This is a genomic window from Lysinibacillus sp. NPDC059133 (genome assembly GCF_042755925.1).
Taxonomy (GTDB): domain Bacteria; phylum Bacillota; class Bacilli; order Bacillales_A; family Planococcaceae; genus Lysinibacillus.
The window spans coordinates 1-25,265 of the sequence record NZ_JBHZDH010000015.1 but is presented as its reverse complement, the minus strand read 5'-3'; the positions used below and the strand labels follow the sequence as shown (position 1 = coordinate 25,265).

Here is a 25,265-nt window from a genome sequence, read left to right as displayed (position 1 = left end):
CAAGATGCAAGGTTATCCCCCTTTCCCTTATGACATCACAAGTACGTCTAGATGTATGCCTATATATCGTTAAAAGCCAAGTGAGCACCGATGCTCCTTGGCTTTTTTATGTGTGCGTCCGATGAAAGGAATAAAAACTGAAATTGTTCCGATAAATCTTCAAAGTATTCATATAAAAATGAATTCATGCGCTCCAGGGTCTCATCTGTGACGCTAATCCCCAAGGGGTCGACCGGTCTCCTCCACTCCAATCGATTAAACAAATGTCATCTCTAACTTTTGATAATGAACTTTTTTATGTTATTGCTGAATTTTTCCAACGATTATCTTCCGTTAATTTAGGTTTATCTATGAAGGTTCACTATCTACCTGTCGATATAAAGGGTATGATGAAAATGATATTTTGAACGTATCAAATACATAGATGAAAGGAAGAATGGGATGGATAAAACAAAAATCCAAAAAGTGAACAAAGCACTTATAGCAACTGTATTTGCTACTAGTGGGATTGCTGTTGTAGTGCCACCACCACAAAAGGCAGCTGCGGCTTCTTCACCATTTACGGATGTTGACCCATATTCAAGTCATTATGACGATATTTTAAAATTATACACTCAAGGTGCGATTGATGGGTATGCAGACAAAACTTTTCGACCAAATCAAAGTGTAACACGTGGTCAGGCGGCAAAAATGCTGGCAACTGTTTTAAAATTAGATTTGAAAAATGTACAAGATCCATATTTAAAAGACGTTCCAAAAAATAGTGAATATTACAAGTATATAGCTGCCTTACAAAATGCAGGAATCATGTCTGGCTATTCAAACGGAACATTTATGCCGAATGAAGTGATGACACGTGGGCAATTAGCGAAAATTTTAGTGCTTGGCTTTAAATTTGAGGTAGCCACTAATTACAACAATAGTTTCAAAGATGTAACTAGCCAAACAAGCAACGCCATTTATATCCAAAGTTTAGTAGATTTGAAGATTACGGAAGGGACAACGCCTGTCACTTTCTCACCACATAATGCGGTTACACGTGGACAATTTGCATCCTTTATTGTGCGTTCACAAGAGAAAAAAGGCAATGCCACATCTTTCAAAATTACAGATGTTGAAGACAATACTGTCTACATAAATGGCGATCCATACTCGGTACCAAAAAGTCTCTCGCATATTTTTAACGAAGATAATGCACCGGTATTAAAAGGTGCGCTTATTGAAGGGGATTTTTCAGGCAAAACTCTTCGCTCTGTATCAAAGCTTACATTGAATGCAAGTGGGACAAGCTCAAGATTTCTAGAATTTGATGGCAATCATGGGTCCTTTGGTGGGACAATCGTTGTTAATGGGAACTATATTGAATTCTCAAATGTTACACTGACTGGCACTATGCTTGTCAACGAAACGGTCCGTCCACCTTTACAATTAGGCGTTTCCTACTATAAGCCATTATCTCTTGGCCGTATAGCAAGCACCAATACTGCATTTATCAACTGGTCGAATCCAGATAATCCAAATGATGAAGGCTCGTCCTCATCCAATAATGGTCCAGCAAAAGATCTTCAAGATTGGACAGATCAGAATTCCGACAAAAATCCTGATAAAAACAAGCCATTTGAGAACTGGTCTAAAGATAAAGTGACGATGAAAAATGTTGAAAAACATATTGAATTTTATAACAGCACTGTATCACGCCTAGTTGTCTCTCAAAGCGGTACGAAAATTGAAACAAATATGAAGCTACCACGTGTAGACATCATCGGGACTGTTCGTGAATTTGAGATTCAAGGAAATATCGGCACACTAAACCTTGATACAGAAACGAAGCTGACAATTTACGGAGATGGCAACATCGACTGGATTAACTACAATAGCTACACAGATTTAGAGCTATATCTAGATGGTCGTGTAGGTGTTCTGTATGTTGATAATGTATACGGTTGGGTTGATATTGGAGATTACACGTATATTGACAAAGTGATTATACCGAAGGGCGAGGGACCGAATAATATCTTCGACGACTTCTTAGAGGATAAAGATAATATCGGCAATATTGTAGATGAAGACGGTAAACCAGTCGATAAAGACGATATTGATAAACAGGATCCAGCTGATAAAACAAAACCGTTAATCGACATTACGAATGTAACAGTTTTAAATGGTAGTGATGTTCAGGTAGACTTCACTTCAGAAAAAGTTGGAACCTACTACTATATTGTTCGTGAAAAAGGCGCCGATGCACCAACGAAAAAAGAAATGGTGAATCGCATTTCTACTGACAATGCAGCACATGGAACAAGCGCAGCAGTGAATGGCAAAAACACTATTAAAATCTCTAATTTAGGTGAGAAAAAAGAATATGTTGTTTATGTGATGGTCGTTGATGGAGCGAAAAATGTTTCGGATATTAAATCGCAATCATTCCAAATGAAAGATGGAACACCACCAGTTGTTAAATCTTTAACAGTAACACCTCTACATGGTGGTAAACGTGCAGAGTTTAAATTTACAGCGAGTGAACCAGGAGACTATTACTACTACGTACGTAAAAAGACGTCAGCAGCTGATCCAACAACTGCAGATATTGTTGCTAAACCAACAGGTAAGGGCAAGGCAGTTGCAGGGAAACTTGCAATTACTGAAATTCTAACAGGCTTAGATGCTAAAACGGACTACCAACTTTATGTAGTGATGAAGGATGATTCAGGTAACTATTCAGTAGATCCTGCTGCAGTGAAGGAATTTACAACGGGAGAACTTGATAATATCAATCCATACGTTGAGAAGACGAAGCTTGAACCTGCCGCTGGAAAGGAAAATCAATTCTACATTTATTTAAATGAAGCATTAGACCCTGAAAGCGCTCGAGATGTAAATAACTACGATTTATCAGGAACAGTTATCGTCAATACGACAGGACAGAAAAAAATTAAACCTTCCGCTGTAGAGTATAAGGAAGGCGATAAAAAAGTTTTATTAACCATTCCATCTGAAACCGGCTTTGTCTATGGAGATACATTACGTGTAACAGTATTACCTGGTGTTAAGGATTTAGCAGACAATGAATTTGAAAATGCCAATACTGTTGAACCTGGTAAAACTGTTCGGAACTTTGCAGAATATGTGCATGAAAATTATGTTCCACCAAAGATTCTAGAATTAAACGTTATTGGGAAGCCAGATCAAGATGAAAAATATAAACGAGCTGAGGTAGAATTTAAGCCAAATAAAGCAGGGACGTACTATTACATGGTGTTACCTGATACAGTCGAAGACAATGGAGAAACAAAAACATTTGAGCAATATTTAAAAGATAAAGGTATCACGGAGAGAGATTTCTATAATGAATTTGCGAATGAATCATCATTAAAATCAGGGTACTTCCAAATAGGTGGAAAAGATATTTATATTGAAATTGGCTCTGGTCCAGCCGACTTAGAAGCTGATACAAAGAAATTCCCGATTGTTATTGATAAAGATAAACTAAATCCATTTATAAGCTATTCGGTTCATATGATATTAAAAGACCGTGGCGGCGAACTTTCTAAAATAACTTCTAAAGAAATATTTGGGGACTCAAGAGCACCGTTAGTTACCGAGATAGCAGTGAAGTCTGGTACTACTAAAGGTTATGATGATACGAAAGCCACTGTAAGTTTCAGTACAGATGAGACAACAAAGCTTCATTACTGGTTCGTACCAAAGAAAAACGCGGATGGAACAGATAATCCAGATGCAAAGCTAACTATTAACACGGCAGCAGAAAGAAAAACATTAGAAGACAAACTTAAATCAAGTCCTTCAGTCACAAAAAGTGGAAAAGGTGCGTCGGGAACTTTAGATATGCCAGGAGTTACTTTAACACCACATACCGAATATGTTGTTTATTTAGGTGCACAGGATACGTATGGTAACTTTACTGTGTATAAAGCCAATGAAGACGGAGACAATCACGATGAAACAAATGCTGGTTGGATGAAACAAGACTTCTATTCCGATGGCACACCACCACGTTTCGAAATGACAGTTGATAAAGAAAAGAAACGTAATATTGTATATCGTAATCCAGATGATACGTTTACGATTACATTCAGTGAAGCCATCATGCGTGATGAAAATGGCGATTCTTCAATTAAAGATCTAAGTTTATTAACAATTACAGACGAAGATAACAAAGATATTACCTCACAATATCAATTTGTTAAGTATACACAGGGTACAGCAACAACAGAGGAAAGTCAGTTAATTATTAAACCAACTGCCTCAGGTACAGCGAATAGAACATTTACCGTTAAGATGAAAGATGAAGCACGTGACTACATTATTTCAGATAATAAGGGTAATAAGTTTGATATAGCTGACTTCGGTAAGTATGTATATCAAGGTAAAGATGCATATAACACGATGAGTTATGCTAACTTAACAGGAAATATTGGCGGCGTACCAGCAGAATATAATTCAACAACAATGGATGTTTCTGTAAACATTCTGACACTGCTTGAATTAAACCAAGAATACTTCTATGCGGTTACTGCTGCGAATAAAACAACATTAGACCCACAATTAATATTAGATAGTGTTAAAAATAATAAACCAGCCGATAATGGAATATTATCATTTGGTAAAGGATCAGTAAAAAAAGCAGCAGATGGAAGTGCAATTTTACCTCTTGTAGCTAATCCATCTACTGATCCAGGGATTAAGAATGTGTTTAAAACGGGTCAAAGAGTATTCTTATTCACAAAAGATCAATATGGAAATATTGTTTGGGCTTATCAAAAAGAGACAAATGGTACAGGCCATACCCCACAACAATATGTGGAAATTCAGTATTCACCTAAACCATAAAAAAGAAGCAAAGCTAGAGAATTCTTATGTTGAATTCTCTAGCTTTTTTTCATCAAATATTAACAACTACAAAGCAGTATACCCACCATCCACAGTAAACACGCCTCCTGTAACAAAAGACGAAGCCTCCGAAGCTAGGTATAACGCAATACCACCTAGTTCATCCGGTGTTCCGGGTCTGCCCATAGGGGTAAGGCTCATCCAAGTATCAATCATGTCTCCACCTTGTTCAAAATACGGCTTTGTCAGCTCTGTTTTCATGTATCCTGGAGCAATTGTATTCACTTTGATATTATGCTTTGCCCATTCCATTGCTAAACTCTTCGTAAGCATAATCACGCCGGCTTTTGATGCGTTATAAGAAGATTGGCATTGTGGAGTATTAGCAATGACGCCAGACATAGAGGAGATATTCACGATAGATCCTCGTTTTTGGTCAATCATTACTTTGCCAACAGCTTTTGATACTAGAAAAACTCCATTTAAATTGATATTGATGACTTTATTCCAATTTTCAAATGACATCTCTTCGGCTTTTTCATGAATTGTGATGCCAGCGTTATTAAATAAAACATCTATTTTACCGAAATGCTTCAACACCTTGGTTACCATATCATTGACTTGTTGTTCATTGGTTACATCCATTTTGATCGCAAGAGTGTCTATTCCTTCATCACGCTTGAATTGATTAGCTGTTTTCTGGGCTTCCTCTAGATTTACATCGGCTATGACAATATGAGAACCAGCTTGTGCTAAAGCAAGTGCCATTGCTTTTCCTAATCCCATTGCTCCTCCAGTTACAATAGACACCGTATCTTTAAGACTAAATCTATTTAAAATACTCATATATTTACACTTCCTTTTATTTGATGTTACCGCTTTCATTAATAGGGATACATCTAAATTTAATGTGCAATTTCGATTGATTGATTGTCATCTGTAGCTGGTTTACTGATGTTTTGATCGACTTTCATAAAGAATGTCAGTATAAAGCCAACTATATATAATATAGTAAGTGTCCATATAGCCCCTTCAACACCAGCGATCGGCACAATGGCTGTTACAATTGCTGGTCCAACAAAGTTACTTAAACCTGCTGATAAATTATGCATGGACACTGCTGCACCTTTATGAGATGGTTCCAGTGTTGGGAAAATAGCCGACATTGGTACGAACGCAGCAATGGCAAATCCAAAGAATACAGCTACAAATAATCCAACCCAAATATTTGGTCCAAAGGATATCGGTAAATAGTAAAAAATTAATGTAGCGATGGCCATACCTATACAACCAAACCATCTTACCTGTCTAACCCATCCAAGTTTATCTCCAAGAATACCCCACATTAGGTTCGTGAAAATAGTTGTTGCATAGACAGCTCCCCAAATACGTAGCCATTCGGACATCGTAAATCCGATTTGCTCTGTAAAAACAATCGGTAGTATAACGACAAAACCAAAGAGCGAGATTTGGTTAATAATACGTACAGCTGAAGCGATAACGATTTGAGGGTTTTTCGCGATTGTAATCCCTCTTAGTAATTCTTGCAGTGGTCCTTCATTTGTCGTATTTTCTTTATAACTATTGAAGTCATCCTTTATTAAAAACATCGCCATCAAGCCGCCGATGGCAATAAAGAGAATTGCCGACCATAATGTACCCATAAATCCGATTGCAGGAATTGAAAAGCTTGGCAGGTATGTACCAAAGACTCCTACTCCCACTGAATACATGCACCAAAACCAACCCATTGCAGAAGCTAATCTTTGTTTTGGAGCAGCATATGCAATCCAAACTACAAAGCCGTAAATAAACATCGGATAGGCAATCCCTCGAATCCCATACATGATAAGCATCATAGCATAGTTTTTTGGTTCAAGGCCTAATGTTAAAAAGCCAATATGGAAAATAATCCAAAGTACAAAACCGATGATCATAGTACGACGTGGCCCAGTTATTTCTGCCAATACTCCTGAAAGCCAAGAAGCTATGGCAACAGTGAGTCCATATACTGTAAAGACTAATGAGGCCTGCTGTGTAGAAAACCCTAAATCAACTATATACTTTGATAAAAATGCTTGTTCAATTCCGTCTCCTGTCATAAAGAAAGCAATAGCAATATATCCCCAAATTAATGCTATTGGTAAACCAAAGACTTGCTTCTTTGATGGAGATGCAGTTAAGCTACGATTCATAATGTTTCCCTCCTTAATCCTTTTTATCATTACGCCTTGATTAGTGTCTCACGGTTTTGAACTGTGCCATAAACCTGCAGGGGGCAGGGGAGCTTGCTATTGTTTTAAGTCGATTGGACTTCAGACAGATTAATTGCCGCGTGACCATTTGAAGTGGCGCTTTAGTTTAATACCTTTAATTTAGTTACCGTCTGCTTACAATAAAGGCTTCTACAATCGTATTTATCTCGCCCCTGTAAGAGGGGAGTATTCGATGGTAGTCGCTCCGCTACAAAACTATGCGAGAATGACAAGGGTTCCTAACCTTTGAGTGTAATGTTTTTTCTAGGAACCCAATTTTGATCTATGGTATTAAAATAACTTTTAAAGAGCCGGCTCCGCTTTTTACCATTTCAAAACCCTTCTGAAACTCTTCTAGAGGGAGTTTATGAGTAACTACCCCTTCAGTAGGGAGGGCACCAGATGCGATTCCATTAATAACATTTGGATAACAGTAAGGTCCTAAGTGCGCACCTAAAATATCAAGCTCTTTACGATCACCGATAATACTCCAATCGACAGTTACTGGACTTGAAAACACACTAAACTCCACAAAGCGCCCAAGCTTCCGGATGGCATGTAAGCCCTGAATAACACTAGTGGGTGCACCAGTTGCTTCTATATAAACATCACATCCATAACCCTCTGTCATATTTTTAATTTCCTCCACTACATCGACCTTTGAAGGGTTGAGAACAATATCTGCTCCAAATTGTTTGGCAAGTTCCAATCGATCGTCTCGTATATCTAAAACTACTAATGTACCAGGACTTCGTAGTTTCGCAGCTGCTACCATTCCTAGTCCAAGCGTTCCAGCACCTGAGATGACAACAAAATCTCCTATTTGAATATTAGCTCGATTTACTGCATGCATAGAACAAGCATAAGGTTCAATTAGAATAGCTTTTTCAATAGGTAAATCATGAGGTACTTTATGGTTAATAGCGTTTACTGGAAACTTCATATATTCGGCCATTCCACCGTTCACATTGTACTGAAAGCCGTATATATCATGCTTTTCACACATCCAGTATTGACCGCGCTTACAATATCGACAAGTATTACAAGGTACAATTTGTTCTGAAATAAGGCGATCTCCAACAGAAAACTCTGTCACGCCATTGCCCACTTTGATAACAGTTCCTACAAATTCATGTCCCGGGATGACTGGAGTTTTTACATAACTAGGCTGACCATCCTCTCCGCCCCAAAACATTGGTGCTCCATCCCAAGCTTTTACATCACCTGCACAAATGCCACAGGCCTCTACCTTAATCAGGACTTCACCTGCTTCTGGAGAAGGGACATCCACAGATTCAAGTAAATATTCACCGGGGCCATGGCATACAACCGCTTTCATTTTACTAGCTACATTTGACATGAGTATCCTCCTTGTTAGTTATCTGTATTTTCTGAAAATTGAGTATCTATTGTTATATTTAAAGATTACTTTGAAGATAGACAACATGGGTTTGCAAATATTCTTCTAGGCCATGTCTTCCATCGGCACCACCGATACCTGACTTTTTCCATCCTGCATGGAAACCTTGTATAGCTTCAAAGTTTTCACGATTAACATATGTTTCCCCAAACTCTAATTCTTTACTTGCACGCATTGTCACATCTATATTTTGAGTGAAAATAGAGGATGTTAGGCCATACTCACAATCATTAGCTAGTTCAAGTGCTTCATCTAAGTCATTGAAAGTAGCAATCGGAAGTACAGGGCCGAAAATTTCTTGGCGCATAATTTCCATTTCATTATTTACATTTACAAGTACGGTTGGTTCATAAAAATAACCCTTGTCTTGTGAAGAGCGCTTACCACCTGTTAAGAGCGTAGCCCCATTAGCAACTGCTTCCTGTACCATTTTCTCTACCGATTCAAGTGCCTCTTTACTAGAAAGAGGTCCCATATCAATCTCTTTATTCATTAATGGATCTCCATATGTTACCTCGGACATTGCCTTTGTTATTTTTTTAATAAATTCGTCTGCAATGTTTTTATGAACATAAACACGTTCTGTGCAGTTACATACTTGTCCCGTATTAATGACACGAGAAGCGACAATCGAACGTACTGCTAAATCTATATCTGCATCATCCATAACGATAGCAGGTGCTTTTCCTCCCAATTCCAAAGATACTTTTGTAATATTTTCTGCCGCTGCCCGCATAACAGCAGCACCAGCATTATAGCTTCCTGTTAAACTGACCATTCCTACCTTTGAATTGCCAGCCAACTCTTGTCCAAGGGTCGTTCCGCTACCTGTTACGATATTGATAACTCCTTTAGGTAAGCCTACTTTATCAATGATCTTTGCAAACTCTAACGCATTATTAGGGGATAAATCACTTGGCTTTAGAACAATGGTATTACCTGTGATTAAAGCAGGTGCTGCTTTACGAGCAATTAAGAAAAATGGGAAATTCCATGGTAAAATACCAGCTATAACGCCAATCGGTTCTTTATGAATAAAGATTTGCTCATTTGGTCGATCACTTTGTACGATTTCTCCTTCATAGCGTCTTGCCCAGCCTGCCATATAATCTATATAATCTGCAGTAAAGTTAACCTCTGTTTCAGCAAGGGAAAGAGTCTTTCCCATCTCCTCTGATATTGCGCGTGCTAAAATTGGAGCATTTTTACGTATTTCTTTAGAAATTGTTTGCAAGTATCGTCCTCTCTCAATAGACGGAAGCTTGGCCCAAGCCTTTTGTGCTTTCTCAGCGGAATCAATAGCTAGTCGTACATCTTCCACAGTCCCTTTAGGAACCTCTGAAATAATTTCTTCCGTTGCTGGATTAATGACTTGTGTTTGCTCACCTGAGCTAGAACTAACAAATCGCCCATTAATGTACATTTGATATTTTCTCATAATCTTTACATCTCCTCGCAAAATGTATTTTTTAATTTATTTCAGCGGGTGTCCAAACATCCGCTGAAATAAATTAAAGCCTCCGGCGGATGTCACAGAAATCGGAAAGGAGTTCTTTGTGCTAGCACAAAGCCGATTCCGGACGCAATTATGCTGAGGCCTAATTGATAAATAAAAAACTAGTTATTTGTGTACCCCTAGAGATTAGGAAAACGACCAGGAACTTTGAATTTTTCCTCACGTAATTGAACCAATGTTGTTACCTGTTCTTTTGTTAACTCCTTTGGTTCTCCGATTGCTGAAGTTAGATAAAGAAGCTTCGCATAAAATTCCATGGACTCCATTTTGAAATAAGCACTCATTAAGTCGATCCCACAAGTTAGTGCACCATGATTGGCTAATAAAATGGCATCATGATTTTGAAGGTAAGGAACGATTGAATTAGGTAACTCTTCTGTGGAGGGAGTCCCATATTCTGCTATAGGAACTTCTCCTAAAAAAATAGTCGATTCAGGCATTATTTGTTTATTAAGCGGTATACCACAAATAGCGAAGGCTGTGGCATATAAGGGATGAGCGTGCACAACTGCTGTTACGTCGGAACGTTCCTCATAAACACGTAAATGCATCTTAATTTCTGAGGATGGCTTTGTGTTTAATAGATTGTCCTCAATTATCTCTCCTTTACTATTAATCTTGCATATCATATCTGGGGTCATAAACCCTTTAGAAACTCCTGTTGGGGTACATAAGAAAGAATTTTCTGAAATTTTAACAGAAATGTTTCCATCATTTGCAGCCCCCATGTCTTTCATATACATTCTTTTTCCTAAGTCGCATATTTGCTCTTTCAATACTTGTTCTGAAACATTCATTAAAAACCTCTCCTTACTAATTTCTAAATCTTAGATTAGATTCTATGTTTTTAATTCTTCTTTGTCAACATAAACAAAAATATAATTCTTTATTTAAGTCTGTTTGTGTTGTTTTGAAGATAGGGAGTGGAGTAAAATGAAATAGGGATGGTGAGATTATGATGACTAAATACAGAAAATGTTTAGCTTTTGATTTTGGCGCATCTAGCGGAAGACTAATAGCGGGGGTTTACGATGGAGAAAAGATCATCTTAGAAGAGATTTATCGTTTTGAAAATGAACCAGTTACAATAAAAAATCATTTACATTGGAATCTTGAACTTTTGTATAAACACATACTAAGTGGATTAGAAGTAGCTTCAAAGGATAGGTTGGAGTTTGATAGTATCGGAATTGATACTTGGGGAGTTGATTACTGTCTTTTAGATAAAGAAGGAAACCCTATTCACTGGCCATTCCATTATCGGGATACTAGGACAGAAGGTGTTTCTTCAAAATCACCAATTCAATTTGAAGAATTCTATTCTAAAACGGGCATACAATTTTTACCCTTTAATACAGTTTATCAATTATTCGTTGAATTCCAAAATAACCCAGAACTAAATCAACAGGCTGAACACTTATTGTTTATGCCTGATTTATTTAATCATTTTTTAACAGGAAACAAAAAGACGGAATATACAATTGCATCAACTAGTCAACTATTGAATGTAGAGGGCAAGCAATGGGACTTTGACATCATTAAGCGATTAGGATTTCCTGAACGCCTTTTTCAGGAAATCATTTTCCCTGGCGAGATTTATGGAATGTTAGATAAAAAACATAGGAGAAAAATCGGTATGAGTAATCCAGTTCCAGTTATTTCAGTAGGAAGTCATGATACTGCTAGTGCTGTTGCTGGAATACCTTTAGAACATGAAGATAGCGCCTATTTAATTTGTGGATCTTGGTCTTTGTTAGGACTTGAAATTCAAAATCCTATAGTTAATGAACAATCTTTGAAAGAGTCTTTCAGCAATGAGGGTGGGGTATTAAATACAATCAGATTTCTTAAAAATATTAATGGTATGTTTTTATTGCAACAATTAAAAAAACACTATAATGAAATATTTACAAAAAAAATAGATTTTGTTGATATTATTAACGCTGCGAAATTATCGAATAAAAGCTTTTCTATTAATCCAAATCACTCTTTATTTTTATCGCCGGATAATGTTATGGAAGCTATTAATGCCTATTGCATTTCTACAAAACAAGGCAAACCCGATAATCTGGGTGAGTGGGCAATTGCTATCTATAACGGATTAACACAAGAATTTAAAAATCAATTACTTAACCTTGAGAATACTACTGGTAAAAAGATAAAGCAGATTCATATGGTTGGAGGCGGTATTCAAGACGAATTATTATGCCAAATGACTGCCAATGTAACAAACAAGAAAGTGATAGCTGGTCCCGTTGAATCTAGTGTTCTAGGAAATATTATGATTCAACTATTTGCTTTAGGAGAGGTCTCAACTCTTTCAGAAATAAGACAGATCATAAAAAGGTCTGTTTCCTTAAAGGTATATGAACCACAATCTTGAAGGTAGTAATTAGTCATTGCGTTCTTAGCATACGTACCACTAAATCAATTAACGTCCCTCTGCTCTGCTTAGTATAGAGAGACACTTTCTCTCACAAAAATATTTACGGAAGAATGGAAGTTGAATAGTTTAAATAGAAGAATACACTATGAAAAAGCGAAAATTCACGTATCGTTATTGTTACCTAGGTAATGATACGATATGGAGTTTTCGCTTTGTCTTCTTCACTTGTCTAATCGAGTATTGTTACTAATTTTTGTAATTGTCTTCTTTCCCAAGTACAATTTAAACAAAGCGAAAATTATCAGATGTACTAGTGAAATAATCATATCAAAACGAGCATATTTCCTTCGCTCTTGCTTGGAAATTATAGTTTCGACTTTTGAAGGGAAAAATAAAAAGAAAAAATGGGGATTTATTATGTTACCAAAAGAACGATTGCAAAAAATAATAGATTTAATCCAAATTGAAAAGAAAGTTTATGTCTCTGAACTAAGCCAAAAATTTTCAGTCACAGAGGAAACCATTCGAAGAGATCTTGAAAAATTAGATAAAAAGGGAATTGTATCAAGAACTTACGGAGGGGCAGTAATAAACCGAAACGGCTCAGAGGATTTACCTTTTAATACAAGGACTTCTCTTAATATAGATTTAAAAAAATCAATAGTTTCGAAAATACATCATCTGATTAAAGATGGAGATAAATTAATGGTTGACCCTAGCTCAACAGCGTTAGAATTGGTCAAAGCATTATATGACAAACAAGATTTAACGTTAATTACTAATTCCATAAAAATATTAAATGAGTTTAGCGATTCACACTTTCAAATTATTTCAACAGGGGGAGAGTTACGAAAAAAATCACTTTCCTTAGTAGGCCCTGCTGCAGAAGCTACCGTTAATAGATATTTTGCAGATATCCATGTATTTAGCTGTAAGGGGATATCGCTGGAACATGGTATTACAGAATCTAATGAGCCTGAAGCGGAATTAAAAAAATTTATGCTTAAAAATTCTAAGGTCAATCTTTTACTAGTAGATCACACTAAATTTGATAAAGCAGCATTTTTAAAACTATTTGATCTTAGTGATATCGATGTTCTTGTAACAGACAAAAAACCATCCGCGGAATGGATAGAGAGACTAAAAACAGATAATGTCCAGCTAATATATTGAATACCTTAGTGTATTCAAGAATAAAAAAGAGGGGCTTTTAAGCAGCCCCTCCCATCATTACACCCAACCAAACGCTCGAGCAACTGTCGCCGTCAACCAGGTTACGCCAATAGCAATAACCGTTGGAATTAAAAATGACATAAATGTCCATTTTGGACTTTTTGTTTCTTTATAAATATTGACTAAAGTCGTTCCGCAAGGGAAGTGTAGCAGTGAGAATAACATCATATTTAAAGCTGTGAGCCAAGTCCAGCCTTGGTCGATAAACACTTGTTTTAGCTTCGATAAATCCTCAATTTCTAGCATAGCTCCTTGCGATAAATACGCCATAATTAGGATAGGGATAACAATTTCATTGGCTGGGAGCCCAAGAATAAATGCAGCCATTATAAAGCCATCCATACCAAGAGCGTGACCAAACGGCTCTAAAAAGTTAACAAAATGCATTAGAATACTCGTATCACCAACGTAAATATTGGCGAATACCCAAGTCAAAATAGAGGCAGGCGCTGCAACGATAACCGCTCTTTTTAATACATTCCATGCTTTATCAATACTTGCTCTTAAAATTGTATCCCAGAACTTTGGTTTTCGGAATGGTGGAAGCTCTAATGTGTAATGGGTTGGTACACCTTTTAAAGCTGTTTTAGAAAGGACCCATGAAACAGATAATGTTACAACGACGCCCAACATAACAAATCCTATTAAAATGGCCGATGTTACAAGTGTACTTGTTGCACCTGAAAAACCAGTTACCATAAATAAGGATGCTAATAAAATAAGTGTTGGCCATCTCCCGTTACAAGGAACAAAATTGTTCGTTAAAATGGCTAACATTCGTTCACGAGGAGATTCTATAATTCTCGTTGACAGAATAGCAGCCGCATTACAGCCAAAGCCCATTGCCATTGTTAATGACTGCTTCCCGTGTCCACCAGCTCGTTTAAATAAACGGTCCATATTAAATGCTACTCGCGGTAGGTAACCGTAGTTTTCTAATAGAGCGAACATAGGGAAGAATATAGCCATTGGCGGTAGCATAACACTAATAACCCAGCCGGTACCTCTAAATAGCCCGAGTATTAAAATACCGTGTAGCCATTCTGGTGCGTGCATTGCTTCAAAAAGAATGGTTAGCTTCCCCTCTAGATAGCCAAATAAGTTAGCTAACATATCAGATGGTACGTTTGCGCCAGCAATAGTAATGTAAAAGACAGTCCCAAGCAAGATAAGCATAATAGGGAATCCCCAAATGCGGGATGTGAAAATTTCATCTAATTTATCAGATCTGTACATTGCAGGTTGCTGCGATACTACTTTTTTACATAAAGATTTGCTTTTAGTATAAATATCACTAACGATTTCATCTCGAATATCCTCATTCGAAACCTCGTTCACTTCAGCTAAAATGCCCTTAAGTGAATTATGATTTAACACTGACTGGGACTCCATTCGTTCTCACCTCGTGCTGTTTATTATTCTTATGATTTTGCAGTTTTAAGATCAATTCCTCATCACCATCAAGTAAGCGAAGGGCAACCCATCTCGATGGATATTTTTCATCAAAATAACCTTCTAATTTCGATTCTATCTTTGTAATGGCTTCCTCTATTTCTTTCGAATATTTCATGCGATACGGAGTTGTCACAATTGTCCCATTCACCAGTTGACTTAATGTATCCAACAACTGATTAATACCTTTTTTATTTCTTGCCGATATTTTTACAACTGGGACTCCTAGTTCACGAGCTAATCTCTTTTCATCAATTCGGATACCTTTTTTCTCCGCTTCATCAATTAAATTGATACAAATGATGGCATTATCAGTCATTTCTAAAACTTGGAGCGCAAGATTTAAATTTCTTTCTAATGATGTTGCATCAAGCACAACAATCGTTGCATCCGGTTGGTCAAAAACAATATGGTCTCTTGCAACTTCTTCATCTGCTGAATTGGAAAATAGAGAATAGGTCCCGGGTAAATCCACGAGTACATATTGCTCTCCTTTGTGTTCAAAAGATCCTTCTGCATGAACAACCGTTTTCCCTGGCCAGTTCCCAGTATGTTGCTTCAATCCTGTTAATGTATTAAACAATGTACTTTTACCGGTATTTGGGTTACCTGCTAAAGCTATTCTATTTACTCTCATTTTGTATTCCCCCTAACAATTTTGCCGAGAATCATAGAGCTCTCATCATTCCGTAACGCAATCGTCGTATTGCTTACGCGATAAGCAACGGGGTCTCCTAATGGGCTTTTACGAAGAACAGAGATTTCTGCGCCTTTTACAAAGCCTAAATCCAATAATCTTCTTCTTAAAGGACCCTTAATGTTTATTTCTTTTATTAAAAAGCAATCTCCAAACGAGCATTCAGAAAGTGGTTTCAATGATGTTTTTTCCATATGAATTTTTTGTTCCTCTCTATAATAATATTTCCCGAACTTCATATTGTTTCTCTAAGGAAACTTTATTAATGATTATCCCTGTTTTATGACAATTGTCAATGATTTTCTGAAAATTTTATGAAATAACGCGATAAAAGAGCGTACTAATGAAGGGAATAATGGCTCATTTTTGTTGGACAAAGAAATGTTGAAAAAGGGGAGTTGTTTAGCATACAAAGCGGGCAAAGTTTTTGATGTAATGCTATGAAAAGGTCCTTATTATGATGTATTAATGAAAGTGGGTTTTCGTTACAGGTGCCTATGTAATTTTTAACATAAGAGGAGATCTTGAAGAAGTAATAGCAGAGCAATAAAACATAAAACCCTCTGCTAATTGGCAGAGGGTCATGATTTTTTCTTTATTTGGAGATCAGTCTTGGATTTGGAATGAAGCAGAGGTATTTGTTTGAATGAAATGACGATTTCCTTCTACTGTATAATCAGCTGGTACTGGTTTGCCAAAGGTATTGGTACGAACGATGGAGGCATTCGGTGACAAATTATTGATAATGATCTCCATATTCGCCTCAAATTCAACTGGTTTTTTATTTAATGTTACCTGGAATGTGATACGATTCGAATTTTTTGTAATGTTAATTTCCATAACACCAGTATCCTCATTAAGAAGAGTTCCTAGTGGTGGAATAATAACAGTCATATTGGATTTCGTTGTTAAAACGAAGCGATCTTTAGTATTTTCCGTGTCGGCAACGTTTATTTTTGCTGTATAGGTATTTTTGTTTTTAGTCATAGCTGTAGTTTTACCTGGTACGGCTGCTGTATCCGATAAAATTGGCTTTTTTGACCCGTGCCCTTTAGGTAAATCATATTTTCCATTAACAAAATCTACTAAAGTCCAGACGTTTGGTACAAGCTGCTGCTGCACGGGTGTTAAAGCCTCGAAGGCTGTTTTCGCTGCCTGTACATCTAGAGCAGTAGACGTTTTAGGCGATAAAGCTGCAATAGCGTTTTCTACTTCCTTAGCTGCCGCCTTATCCTTCGCAACAAGCTGTTCAGCATCTAATAACATTTTTTCGATACCAGCTGGTAAATAGACGTATGTAAATCTGCGAAGTGCATTAAGCTCAGCTCTAGCATCAGCAACATCTTGATGGAAGGTAATGCGAGAAGAGTTTAATAATTGAATTTTATTGACCACTTTATCGATAGATGTATTAGGCGTGATATAGGATGTCAGTATTTTTTGTGATTCCGCACTCACAAAGGACTTTTGGGCTGCATTTAACGTATTGTACCAATCCTTCGTTTCCATAACGTTTTGGTAGTAATTAACAGAAGTTGACTCCACTGAAGCTAATTTCTCTTCAATTTGGTCAGCAAGCTTACGGTACGCAACTTTTGTCTGACGATGATTTGACAACGTAGAATAATTCGTAACATATTGTTTTTCCGTTTCAGTTAACTCATCGTAGGCTTTATTGGCTGCTTCTAAACTTGTTTGGAACGAAGCTGTTGTATCATTAATGTTTGAAATAAGTCGAACAACATTCGAAACGTTAGCGTTGTAGTAATAAGTATAATCGTATATGTAAGCAGTTTTTGAATGGCCAGTAATATTAGCAGCTGATGCTGACGTAGTAGGTGCAGTATAGATTAGTGAAGGGACCGCAACTAGGGCTAGTAAGGCTAATTTTCTTTTGTTTTTCATAATACGGGAAACCTCCTATTTGGTTTTGGATAAGTGTGATGGGTGAAATGTAGGGCTTTTACCCTAAGTGAAACCTTTGATTGTCTTGTGAAATGGTTTATTATTTACCTGCCGAAAAGAGTCGTGTCTAGACAGGAATTTCCTAATATATGTTGGTAAACCAATTTTATCATATCCCGAGATTTTTTTATGTATATTTTAAGTGAATAGGTAAATTGGTTGTATATTTTTTAAATACTTTGTGTCTTATGTACTTATGAAAAATATGAATAGAAAGCAAGTAGCTATTTTAAGAGAGAGGGATAGGACCTACCAACTAATGGATAAACTCCTGGAACAGACGGTTAGAAACCTTATACGAAGGGGAGAGTTTGTTTTAATGAATCTAATAAAGAGCGGGGGTGTTTTATTTGCAACAAAACTGGCAGAAGGTAGTTGTTGAAAAGCTAGCCTTGGCTGTTAATCCAGCGTTTGTTATTGTTTTTGGTTCTTATGCGCAGGGTTTGGCACGTGAAGATAGTGATTTGGATATTGCATATTTTGCAGATAAACCGCTCTCAGGTTATGAACGTTTTCTGTTAGCTGGAGAAATTGCACAGTCTTGTAATGTGGATGTCGATTTAGTTGATATGAAATCAATTGATACAGTGTTTGCAGCACAAATTTTTTCGAGTGGTAGAGTCATTGATTGCCAAGATGAAAGCACCTTTGTGAAGGAACGAATGAAAGCTCTATCAATGTATGTGACATTAAATGAACAACGTGCAGGAATTCTGAAAGCAATTGAAGAGAGGGGTAATGTCTATGGTGAATAATGATGTTGTTATCAATTATGCCTCGGCATAATTGCGTCCGGAATCGGCTTTGTGCATGCACAAAGAACTCCTTTCTGATTCCGTGACATCCGCCGGAGGCTTTGGGCCAACACGATGTTGGTCACTCAGGCGTTTTCACAGGATGTGAAGGTATTAGCCTGAGTTCCCCTTTTTCAGCGGATGTTTGGACACCCGCTGAAAGAAGTTAAATAAAATTGCAACAATCGAACGCTGTGTGAACCGTGTCTACGAGGTGTATTGTGATAATCTTGAGAATTTGCAAGACATTACGAAACAGGATAGTATCATTTTGAATATTCAACGTGCGTGTGAAGCTAGTATTGATTTGGCAATGCATATTGTTAGTGATTTAACGCTTGGTTTGCCTAAAACGAGTCGCGAAGCATTCAAGTATCTTGAGGAAAATGAAATTATTGACCATGCATTGGCTAAAACAATAATGAATATGGTTGGGTTCCGAAATATTGCTGTGCACGATTATCAAGCTATCGATTTAGATATACTTCAAGCAATTATTGAGAATCATTTAAGTGATTTTAAAACCTATACAGAGGCAATATTGCTTTTATAAAAGAAACAACAGGCTATAGAAACTTTCTAGCCTGTTGTTATGTAGTGTAAAACGGATAGAACCGCCGAAATGACGGACTTAATCACCGAACAATTGCTTTAGGCGTTACTCGGTATTAACGAGACTGACGCTTGTTTGCTTTTTTAGAACTGGTGTTATCGAAGCCGACGTCACGATTCCCAAGGCATAATTGATTTTTTGGAGTTTGAAAAGGACTTGGCTTTGTGCCGAGCCCTTTTCAATTTTTATTGTTTACCTGAACGTTGAGCATCTTTATAGATGTCGATGGCCTTGTTTAATTTGTTAATAGCATCTGTCACGTCGTACGCAGAAGCATAGACGTTATTGACCACGGATTGAGCGTGTTGAACTGCTTTTTCTAGACTACGTTTTTCTCTTTCTGTTGTCCATAGTTCATAGTAGGGGATATCAGAGCCATCTCCATTCGCAGAAACTTTTACGTACTGAACAGAATTAATGAGTGATGCTAGCCAAGATTTATCAACGTAATGCCAGGAATTCACACCGGATTTATAATTACTCCTATAGGTTGAAATGGCATTATATAAATAATTATAGGCAGACGAAATCTCTGACTGAGACGAGGAGCCATTATTTGCAATACCTTGTGCATATGAAACAGCAGAAACTAGAGCATCTTTTTCACTTTGCGTCGTCCAAACTACATTGGAGGATAATTCAGAGCCATTCACAGAAACGGTTACATACTGAACAGAGTTAATAAGTGATATAAGGGCAGATCGATCGGCATTCGTTTGATAAGTACCATATTTTTGCGCATTCTTATAAACGGTGATAGCGTAGTTTAAATTGTTAATAGCGTTTGTGATATCAGACTGTGTTGCATAGTTATTATTGACAACATACTGAGCAGATGAAACGATAGAGGATAGAGCGTCCTTCTCACTTTGAGTCGTCCAAGGTACATATGATGCTATATCATTACCATTGTTCCAAGAAACCGTTACATACTGAACAGAATAGATTAGCGATTGTAGTGAAGACTTATCACCATAGACATATTTTGTTCCATATTTTTGCACAGCTTGATAAACGCTTAATGCAGTTTTGTACTGTGTAATAGCATTGTTTACTTGTTCCTGAGAAGCGTAAGAATTATTAACTACTGCTCTTGCGCTACTTACGGCAGATTCGAATGTTGTACGTTCAGCCTGCGTTGTCCATTTCTCAGTTGTTGAAACGTCATACCCATTAGCAGATATTGTAACGTACGGAGGTGAAGCTACTAAATTACTTAGCTCCGTTTTATTCAAAACTGGTAATGCCACAGAGGCTTTTTTATCATCCACCTGCACTTTGTTAATTAGGTGCCCTGAATTTAACGCCACCTTTGCCCCATGCTTGACAACCACTTGCTCAATTTTACCTTTGCCGTAAAGGCTGAAATCTTTCTCAACATCGATAATAAGTTTATCAACATTGGCCGTTACTTCAAATGCAGTAACTTTACCAACTACCTCAACTTTCGAAATAGTTTTGTCAGAAGTCACACTTACTTTAGTGCGCTTTAAGTTAATGTTTGGAGATTTAATATCTTTTAGAGAAGCATTTAACCAATTACTATTTTTAGTCAATAAAGGTCTAAAAGTAATTGTATCCCCAATAGTAACGTCATCGATTGTAATGGCCTTCTTCACACGATTAGTGACAATAAGCTCATCTTTAATAGTGACATTTTGAACTTTTACATAATCAGCATTTACAGTTAGGCTTCCATCAATTTGCGCATCACCGCCATCAAAATCTACCGCTTTATTTTTTGTTCCAGCTTTAGTTAGTGTTAGCGATGAAATACTTGTAATTTCCCCGTTCTTTACGACTATAGTAGCTTCAGCATTTGCCAACGCAGCATTATTAGATGCTTTTAAGAGGGGCTTTAATGACTTACTAATGTTAAATTGGCCAATGGATGTACGTACTTTATCATTAGTAATATTGGTAATGGTCACACTTTGCCCCTTTGCTTTGGCTGCAGCTACCTGCCCATCCATGTGAATTGAGTGGTTTAAAGATGAATCATTAGAAGCGGCATTTGCAGTTGACACTGGCAGCACTAAGGTTGCTGTAATAGCAGTAGCCATAAAAGTAGTTAATACTTTATTCTTCATTTTAGTCACCCCGATCATTGTATTTATTGGGTAATATATCATATATTTACCTTATTTAGTACCGTTGGTTTGTAATTTACTATTTATTACATAAAGTCATAGTCCCTCTTTCGGTATGAAAAAAACCTAAATTATCTCAGTAAATCTAAAAGCGGGGTGGCAGATTTTTTGTGCAAAACTGGATGGCTTGGGACGGAAATCACCCTTATTTAAAGCTCCACAATATTCAAAAGGATTACCTTTACTATTTAATTTTAACGATATTAAAGACACCTAATGAGTTTCGTGTGGTCAGAAAAAATACCTTATTATGAGTGATGAGTTAACGGTGAGGTACATTGACCAAGCATACAAACAGCACTACTATAGGAGAGGAAAGGGGGACATCGCTATGATGTATCTCGGCATGATTTTCTTTCAAATTGTAGCTCCGATTTTAGTGCTTCTAGTACTTGGCGCAGTTTTACAAAGGAAATTTCGTTTTAATTTAAAGGCGCTATCTCAACTTATTACATATTGCTTTATGCCAGCAGCTGTTTTTGTGAATTTATATGAAACGAGTATTGAGCTGTCTGTGCTTGGGGAAGTTGCGTTTTTTATTCTACTCTTTATTGGAAGCCAAATGATGCTTAGTCACTTTCTAACAAAGGGGCTCGGTTTAGTAAAAACAGAGGCTGCGGTGTTTAAAAATAGCGTTGTCCTCATTAATTCAGGCAACTACGGTATTCCAGTTGCGCAAATGATTTTCGTGACCCAGCCAATTGGGGTAGCGATTCAGGTTATTCTCGTTATTTTTCAAAATATGACGACGTATACTTACGGCTTGTACAATTTAATTTCTTCAACAAAATCAGGCATGTCAATTTTGAAGGACTTCCTCAAAATGCCTATTATTCATGCACTTATTATTGGCGTTACTATGAATTATTTTAATATTCCTATTCCGCAGTTCGTAAAAATTCCGATAGACCATGTGGCAGATGGCTTTATCGCTGTAGCATTAATAACTTTAGGGGCACAACTATCACAGCTTGAAATAAAATCCATGTTCAATAAGATGGTATACATTAGCTGTTTTACACGACTAATCATAGGGCCAGCCGTAGCTTTGCTTATCATTTTTGCGCTTGGTCTTGACGGTGTCGTGGCACAATCCCTTTTTATAGCTAGTTCGTTCCCGACTTCGCGAAATAGCTCTAGTCTGGCATTAGAATATGACGTAGAATCGGCAACTGCTGCACAAACAGTATTATTTTCAACGATTGTGAGCTGTATTACAGTGACGATTGTCATTTATGTAGCGGAACTGTTGTTTACCTAACGGCTAGGAGCTCATTTGATTGCCCATAGTTGATAAAAACTGAAATTGTTCTGATAAATGTTAAAATTGTTCCGATAAAACAAGATAATATTCCGATAAAAGTTAAAATTGTTCCGATAAAATGAGATTTTGTTCCGATAAATCTTCAAAGTATATGAATGCATCGAATAACGTGAAGTTGAATTCCGTTCCGGCTGTGCGCTTTGTTGCTGCCGCTTCGCTTTTGCACAGATAAAACATTTGTTGCTGACGCTTCGCTTTCGCACAGAGCAAAGCTTCTGGGGTCGTCCGATGAGCTGCTTCGCATACGCTCCAAAGTCTAATCTGACGCTGATTCTTGATGAATGTACCAAAAATAATCAAATGAAGCTTCCATCTATTAGCAATATCTGCTACACTAGCATCAAACTTAATAAGTACTAACTAGGGGAGTCTGATGAGTCAGGCTGAGAGGGAAACGCTTAGAGGTTTCTTGACCCTTTGGACCTGATCTGGCTCATACCAGCGTGGGAAAGTTAACCATTATTGCACTCTATGTTATTTGCAATAATATACCTTTACATTCTTAGCCGGATCCAATTTTTTTTGGATTCGGCTTTTTGTTTTTGTGGGGTGAGCTAGATTCGGTCCTTGTATAAATGTAAAAGGGAGCGAAGTAGTTTATGACAAAAGTTAGCGACAAGAATATTACGATTATGTCTAGTTTTGAAGGAAGTAAAAAAGTTTACGTAGAAGGTTCTCGACCAGATATTTTAGTGGCAATGCGTGAGATTGCTCTAAGTCCAACGACAGGAAGCTTTGGTGAAGAAGAAAACGCGCCAGTACGTGTTTATGATACGAGTGGCCCGTACACTGATCCTGCGTATAAGGTGGATATTACGAAAGGATTGCCAGCTTTATGTAGTGCATGGATCAAAGAACGCGGTGACGTTGAAGAATACGAAGGTCGTACTATCAAGCCAGAAGATAATGGATTCCGTAAAGCTGATGATCCGCGAATGAATGAAAATGTTTTTCCGGAATTATCTAGAAAGCCTTTACGCGCGAAGAAAGGTAAAAATGTAACACAGCTTCACTATGCACGAAAGGGAATTATTACTCCAGAAATGGAATTTGTAGCGATACGCGAAAATATGGACCCAGAATTTGTGCGCTCAGAGATCGCGGCAGGACGTGCTATTTTGCCATCTAATATTAATCACCCTGAGGCAGAGCCGATGATTATTGGACGTAACTTCCACGTAAAAATTAACGCCAATATTGGCAATTCAGCGGTGTCATCCTCTATTGCAGAAGAGGTAGAAAAAATGACGTGGGCTACACGCTGGGGTGCTGATAACATTATGGATTTATCTACTGGTAAGCATATTCATACGACACGTGAATGGATTATCCGTAATGCCGCGGTGCCAGTAGGAACGGTGCCGATTTATCAAGCGCTAGAAAAAGTAAATGGTGTGGCAGAGGATTTAACGTGGGAAGTGTATCGTGATACGTTAATCGAACAGGCAGAGCAAGGTGTTGATTACTTCACGATTCATGCAGGGGTATTACTACGCTATGTGCCATTAACGGCTAATCGTGTAACAGGCATAGTGTCTCGAGGAGGCTCGATTATGGCGCAGTGGTGTTTATATCACCATCAAGAGAGCTTCTTATATACTCATTTTGAAGAAATCTGTGAAATTATGAAAGCCTATGATGTTGCTTTCTCTTTAGGTGATGGTTTACGTCCGGGTTCTATTGCAGATGCAAATGATGAGGCTCAGTTTGCGGAGCTGGAAACGCTAGGGGAATTAACGCAAATTGCCTGGGAGCATGATGTACAAGTGATGGTAGAAGGACCAGGGCATGTGCCGATGCATCTTATTAAAGAAAATATGGACAAACAGTTAGAGGTGTGTAAGGAAGCTCCTTTCTATACTTTAGGGCCACTGACAACAGATATTGCTCCTGGCTATGACCATATTACATCGGCCATCGGTGCTGCGATGATCGGTTGGTATGGTACGGCAATGCTATGTTATGTGACGCCTAAAGAGCATCTCGGCTTACCCAATCGTGAGGATGTTCGCGTAGGGGTTATTACGTATAAAATTGCTGCACACGCTGCAGATTTAGCGAAAGGGCATCCGGGAGCACAGAAGCGTGACGATGCACTATCTAAGGCGCGATTTGAATTCCGCTGGCGCGATCAATTCAATCTTTCGTTAGATCCAGAGCGTGCAGTCGAATACCATGATGAAACATTGCCTGCAGAAGGGGCAAAAACTGCGCACTTCTGTTCAATGTGTGGACCTAAGTTTTGTAGTATGAGAATCTCACAGGATATTCGTACTTATGCAAAAGAAAAAGACTTAAATACGACTGAAGCGATTCACCAAGGTATGCAGGAGAAGGCGAAGGAATTTAAAAAGGCAGGCAGTCAGATTTATCAATAATTATTAGAGCGGGCTTGTGTCTACCAGACACAAGCCTTTTTTGGTCATTAAGATAAAAAAATCCATGTGAAGTTGCCCTTCACATGGAGTACAAAGTTGGATTGGATATCAATAATAATGGAAAAAAATCAATTATGCCTCGGCATAATTGTGTCTGGAATCGGCTTTGTGCTTGCACAAAGAACTCCTTTCCGATTCCGTGACATCCGCCGGAGGCTTTAACTTATTTCC

Annotated in this window: 18 protein-coding genes and 1 riboswitch; of the genes, 7 read left to right on the top strand and 11 right to left on the bottom strand. The window is 37.6% G+C overall.

The features are described 5' to 3' along the window. Window positions 1-441 precede the first annotated feature (441 nt). Window positions 442-4,851: an S-layer homology domain-containing protein gene (locus tag ACFXN8_RS10380; protein ID WP_386844850.1), complete on the top strand. Its 4,410-nt coding sequence runs from the start codon at window positions 442-444 to the stop codon at window positions 4,849-4,851. 66 nt (window positions 4,852-4,917) lie between these two features. Here ACFXN8_RS10380 and ACFXN8_RS10375 read toward each other — a convergent pair whose 3' ends face one another. The 5 genes from ACFXN8_RS10375 to ACFXN8_RS10355 all read right to left on the bottom strand — a co-directional run bounded on the left by ACFXN8_RS10375 (window position 4,918) and on the right by ACFXN8_RS10355 (window position 10,839). After that, the gene (locus tag ACFXN8_RS10375; protein WP_386844848.1) at window positions 4,918-5,697 is read right to left on the bottom strand and encodes an SDR family NAD(P)-dependent oxidoreductase; all 780 of its coding nucleotides are present in this window, start codon (window positions 5,695-5,697) and stop codon (window positions 4,918-4,920) included. Window positions 5,698-5,756: 59 nt separating this feature from the next. Further along, window positions 5,757-7,046 carry an MFS transporter gene (locus ACFXN8_RS10370; RefSeq protein WP_376074357.1) on the bottom strand — a complete coding sequence of 430 codons (1,290 nt, stop codon included), beginning with the start codon at window positions 7,044-7,046 and terminating at the stop codon, window positions 5,757-5,759. 343 nt (window positions 7,047-7,389) lie between these two features. Then, on the bottom strand, window positions 7,390-8,466 hold the full coding sequence (locus tag ACFXN8_RS10365) for an alcohol dehydrogenase catalytic domain-containing protein (RefSeq protein WP_386844846.1): 1,077 nt from the start codon (window positions 8,464-8,466) through the stop codon (window positions 7,390-7,392). 58 nt (window positions 8,467-8,524) lie between these two features. Beyond that, on the bottom strand, window positions 8,525-9,964 hold the full coding sequence (gene aldA, locus ACFXN8_RS10360) for an aldehyde dehydrogenase (RefSeq protein WP_386844844.1): 1,440 nt from the start codon (window positions 9,962-9,964) through the stop codon (window positions 8,525-8,527). A gap of 197 nt (window positions 9,965-10,161) precedes the next feature. Next, a complete protein-coding gene (locus ACFXN8_RS10355) occupies window positions 10,162-10,839 on the bottom strand; it encodes a class II aldolase/adducin family protein (protein WP_386844842.1) in 678 nt (225 codons plus the stop codon). Between the two features lie 158 nt (window positions 10,840-10,997). Here ACFXN8_RS10355 and ACFXN8_RS10350 point away from each other — a divergent pair, with 158 nt between their 5' ends. Both ACFXN8_RS10350 and ACFXN8_RS10345 read left to right on the top strand, forming a co-directional pair. Then, the gene (locus tag ACFXN8_RS10350) at window positions 10,998-12,425 is read left to right on the top strand and encodes a rhamnulokinase (RefSeq protein WP_386844840.1); all 1,428 of its coding nucleotides are present in this window, start codon (window positions 10,998-11,000) and stop codon (window positions 12,423-12,425) included. 420 nt (window positions 12,426-12,845) lie between these two features. Then, a complete protein-coding gene (locus tag ACFXN8_RS10345) occupies window positions 12,846-13,601 on the top strand; it encodes a DeoR/GlpR family DNA-binding transcription regulator (RefSeq protein ID WP_386844838.1) in 756 nt (251 codons plus the stop codon). A 57-nt stretch (window positions 13,602-13,658) separates the two neighbouring features. On the opposite strand, the gene ACFXN8_RS10340 is transcribed toward ACFXN8_RS10345, so the two are convergent. From ACFXN8_RS10340 to ACFXN8_RS10325, 4 genes are all read right to left on the bottom strand, one after another. After that, window positions 13,659-15,053: a nucleoside recognition domain-containing protein gene (locus tag ACFXN8_RS10340; protein ID WP_376074351.1), complete on the bottom strand. Its 1,395-nt coding sequence runs from the start codon at window positions 15,051-15,053 to the stop codon at window positions 13,659-13,661. Beyond that, entirely contained in the window at window positions 15,025-15,750 is a 726-nt protein-coding gene (locus ACFXN8_RS10335) for a FeoB small GTPase domain-containing protein (protein WP_386844835.1), read from the bottom strand. Before ACFXN8_RS10335 ends, ACFXN8_RS10340 begins: the two co-directional genes overlap by 29 nt. After that, on the bottom strand, window positions 15,747-16,004 hold the full coding sequence (locus ACFXN8_RS10330) for a FeoA family protein (RefSeq protein ID WP_386844944.1): 258 nt from the start codon (window positions 16,002-16,004) through the stop codon (window positions 15,747-15,749). The genes ACFXN8_RS10335 and ACFXN8_RS10330 overlap by 4 nt, the downstream gene beginning before the upstream one ends. Window positions 16,005-16,416: 412 nt before the next feature. Then, the gene (locus tag ACFXN8_RS10325) at window positions 16,417-17,715 is read right to left on the bottom strand and encodes a hypothetical protein (RefSeq protein ID WP_386844833.1); all 1,299 of its coding nucleotides are present in this window, start codon (window positions 17,713-17,715) and stop codon (window positions 16,417-16,419) included. A gap of 410 nt (window positions 17,716-18,125) precedes the next feature. Here ACFXN8_RS10325 and mntA point away from each other — a divergent pair, with 410 nt between their 5' ends. Together mntA and hepT are read left to right on the top strand one after the other, a co-directional pair. Continuing rightward, entirely contained in the window at window positions 18,126-18,530 is a 405-nt protein-coding gene (gene mntA, locus ACFXN8_RS10320) for a type VII toxin-antitoxin system MntA family adenylyltransferase antitoxin (protein WP_386844832.1), read from the top strand. Window positions 18,531-18,744: 214 nt separating this feature from the next. Then, window positions 18,745-19,122 (top strand): type VII toxin-antitoxin system HepT family RNase toxin, encoded by a 378-nt coding sequence (gene hepT / locus ACFXN8_RS10315; protein WP_386844942.1) that lies wholly within the window; start codon window positions 18,745-18,747, stop codon window positions 19,120-19,122. 245 nt (window positions 19,123-19,367) lie between these two features. Here hepT and ACFXN8_RS10310 read toward each other — a convergent pair whose 3' ends face one another. Further along, window positions 19,368-21,272: an S-layer protein gene (locus ACFXN8_RS10310; RefSeq protein WP_386844830.1), complete on the bottom strand. Its 1,905-nt coding sequence runs from the start codon at window positions 21,270-21,272 to the stop codon at window positions 19,368-19,370. A 391-nt stretch (window positions 21,273-21,663) separates the two neighbouring features. On the opposite strand from ACFXN8_RS10310, the gene ACFXN8_RS10305 reads away from it, so the two are divergent. Continuing rightward, the gene (locus ACFXN8_RS10305) at window positions 21,664-22,593 is read left to right on the top strand and encodes an AEC family transporter (protein ID WP_376074345.1); all 930 of its coding nucleotides are present in this window, start codon (window positions 21,664-21,666) and stop codon (window positions 22,591-22,593) included. 102 nt (window positions 22,594-22,695) lie between these two features. On the opposite strand, the gene ACFXN8_RS10300 is transcribed toward ACFXN8_RS10305, so the two are convergent. Continuing rightward, on the bottom strand, window positions 22,696-22,956 hold the full coding sequence (locus tag ACFXN8_RS10300; protein ID WP_386844828.1) for a hypothetical protein: 261 nt from the start codon (window positions 22,954-22,956) through the stop codon (window positions 22,696-22,698). Between the two features lie 52 nt (window positions 22,957-23,008). After that, a riboswitch (TPP riboswitch) is annotated at window positions 23,009-23,123 on the top strand. Between the two features lie 132 nt (window positions 23,124-23,255). Between ACFXN8_RS10300 and thiC the strand changes: the two genes are divergently transcribed. After that, window positions 23,256-25,034 (top strand): phosphomethylpyrimidine synthase ThiC, encoded by a 1,779-nt coding sequence (gene thiC, locus ACFXN8_RS10295; RefSeq protein ID WP_376074343.1) that lies wholly within the window; start codon window positions 23,256-23,258, stop codon window positions 25,032-25,034. Window positions 25,035-25,265 lie beyond the last annotated feature (231 nt).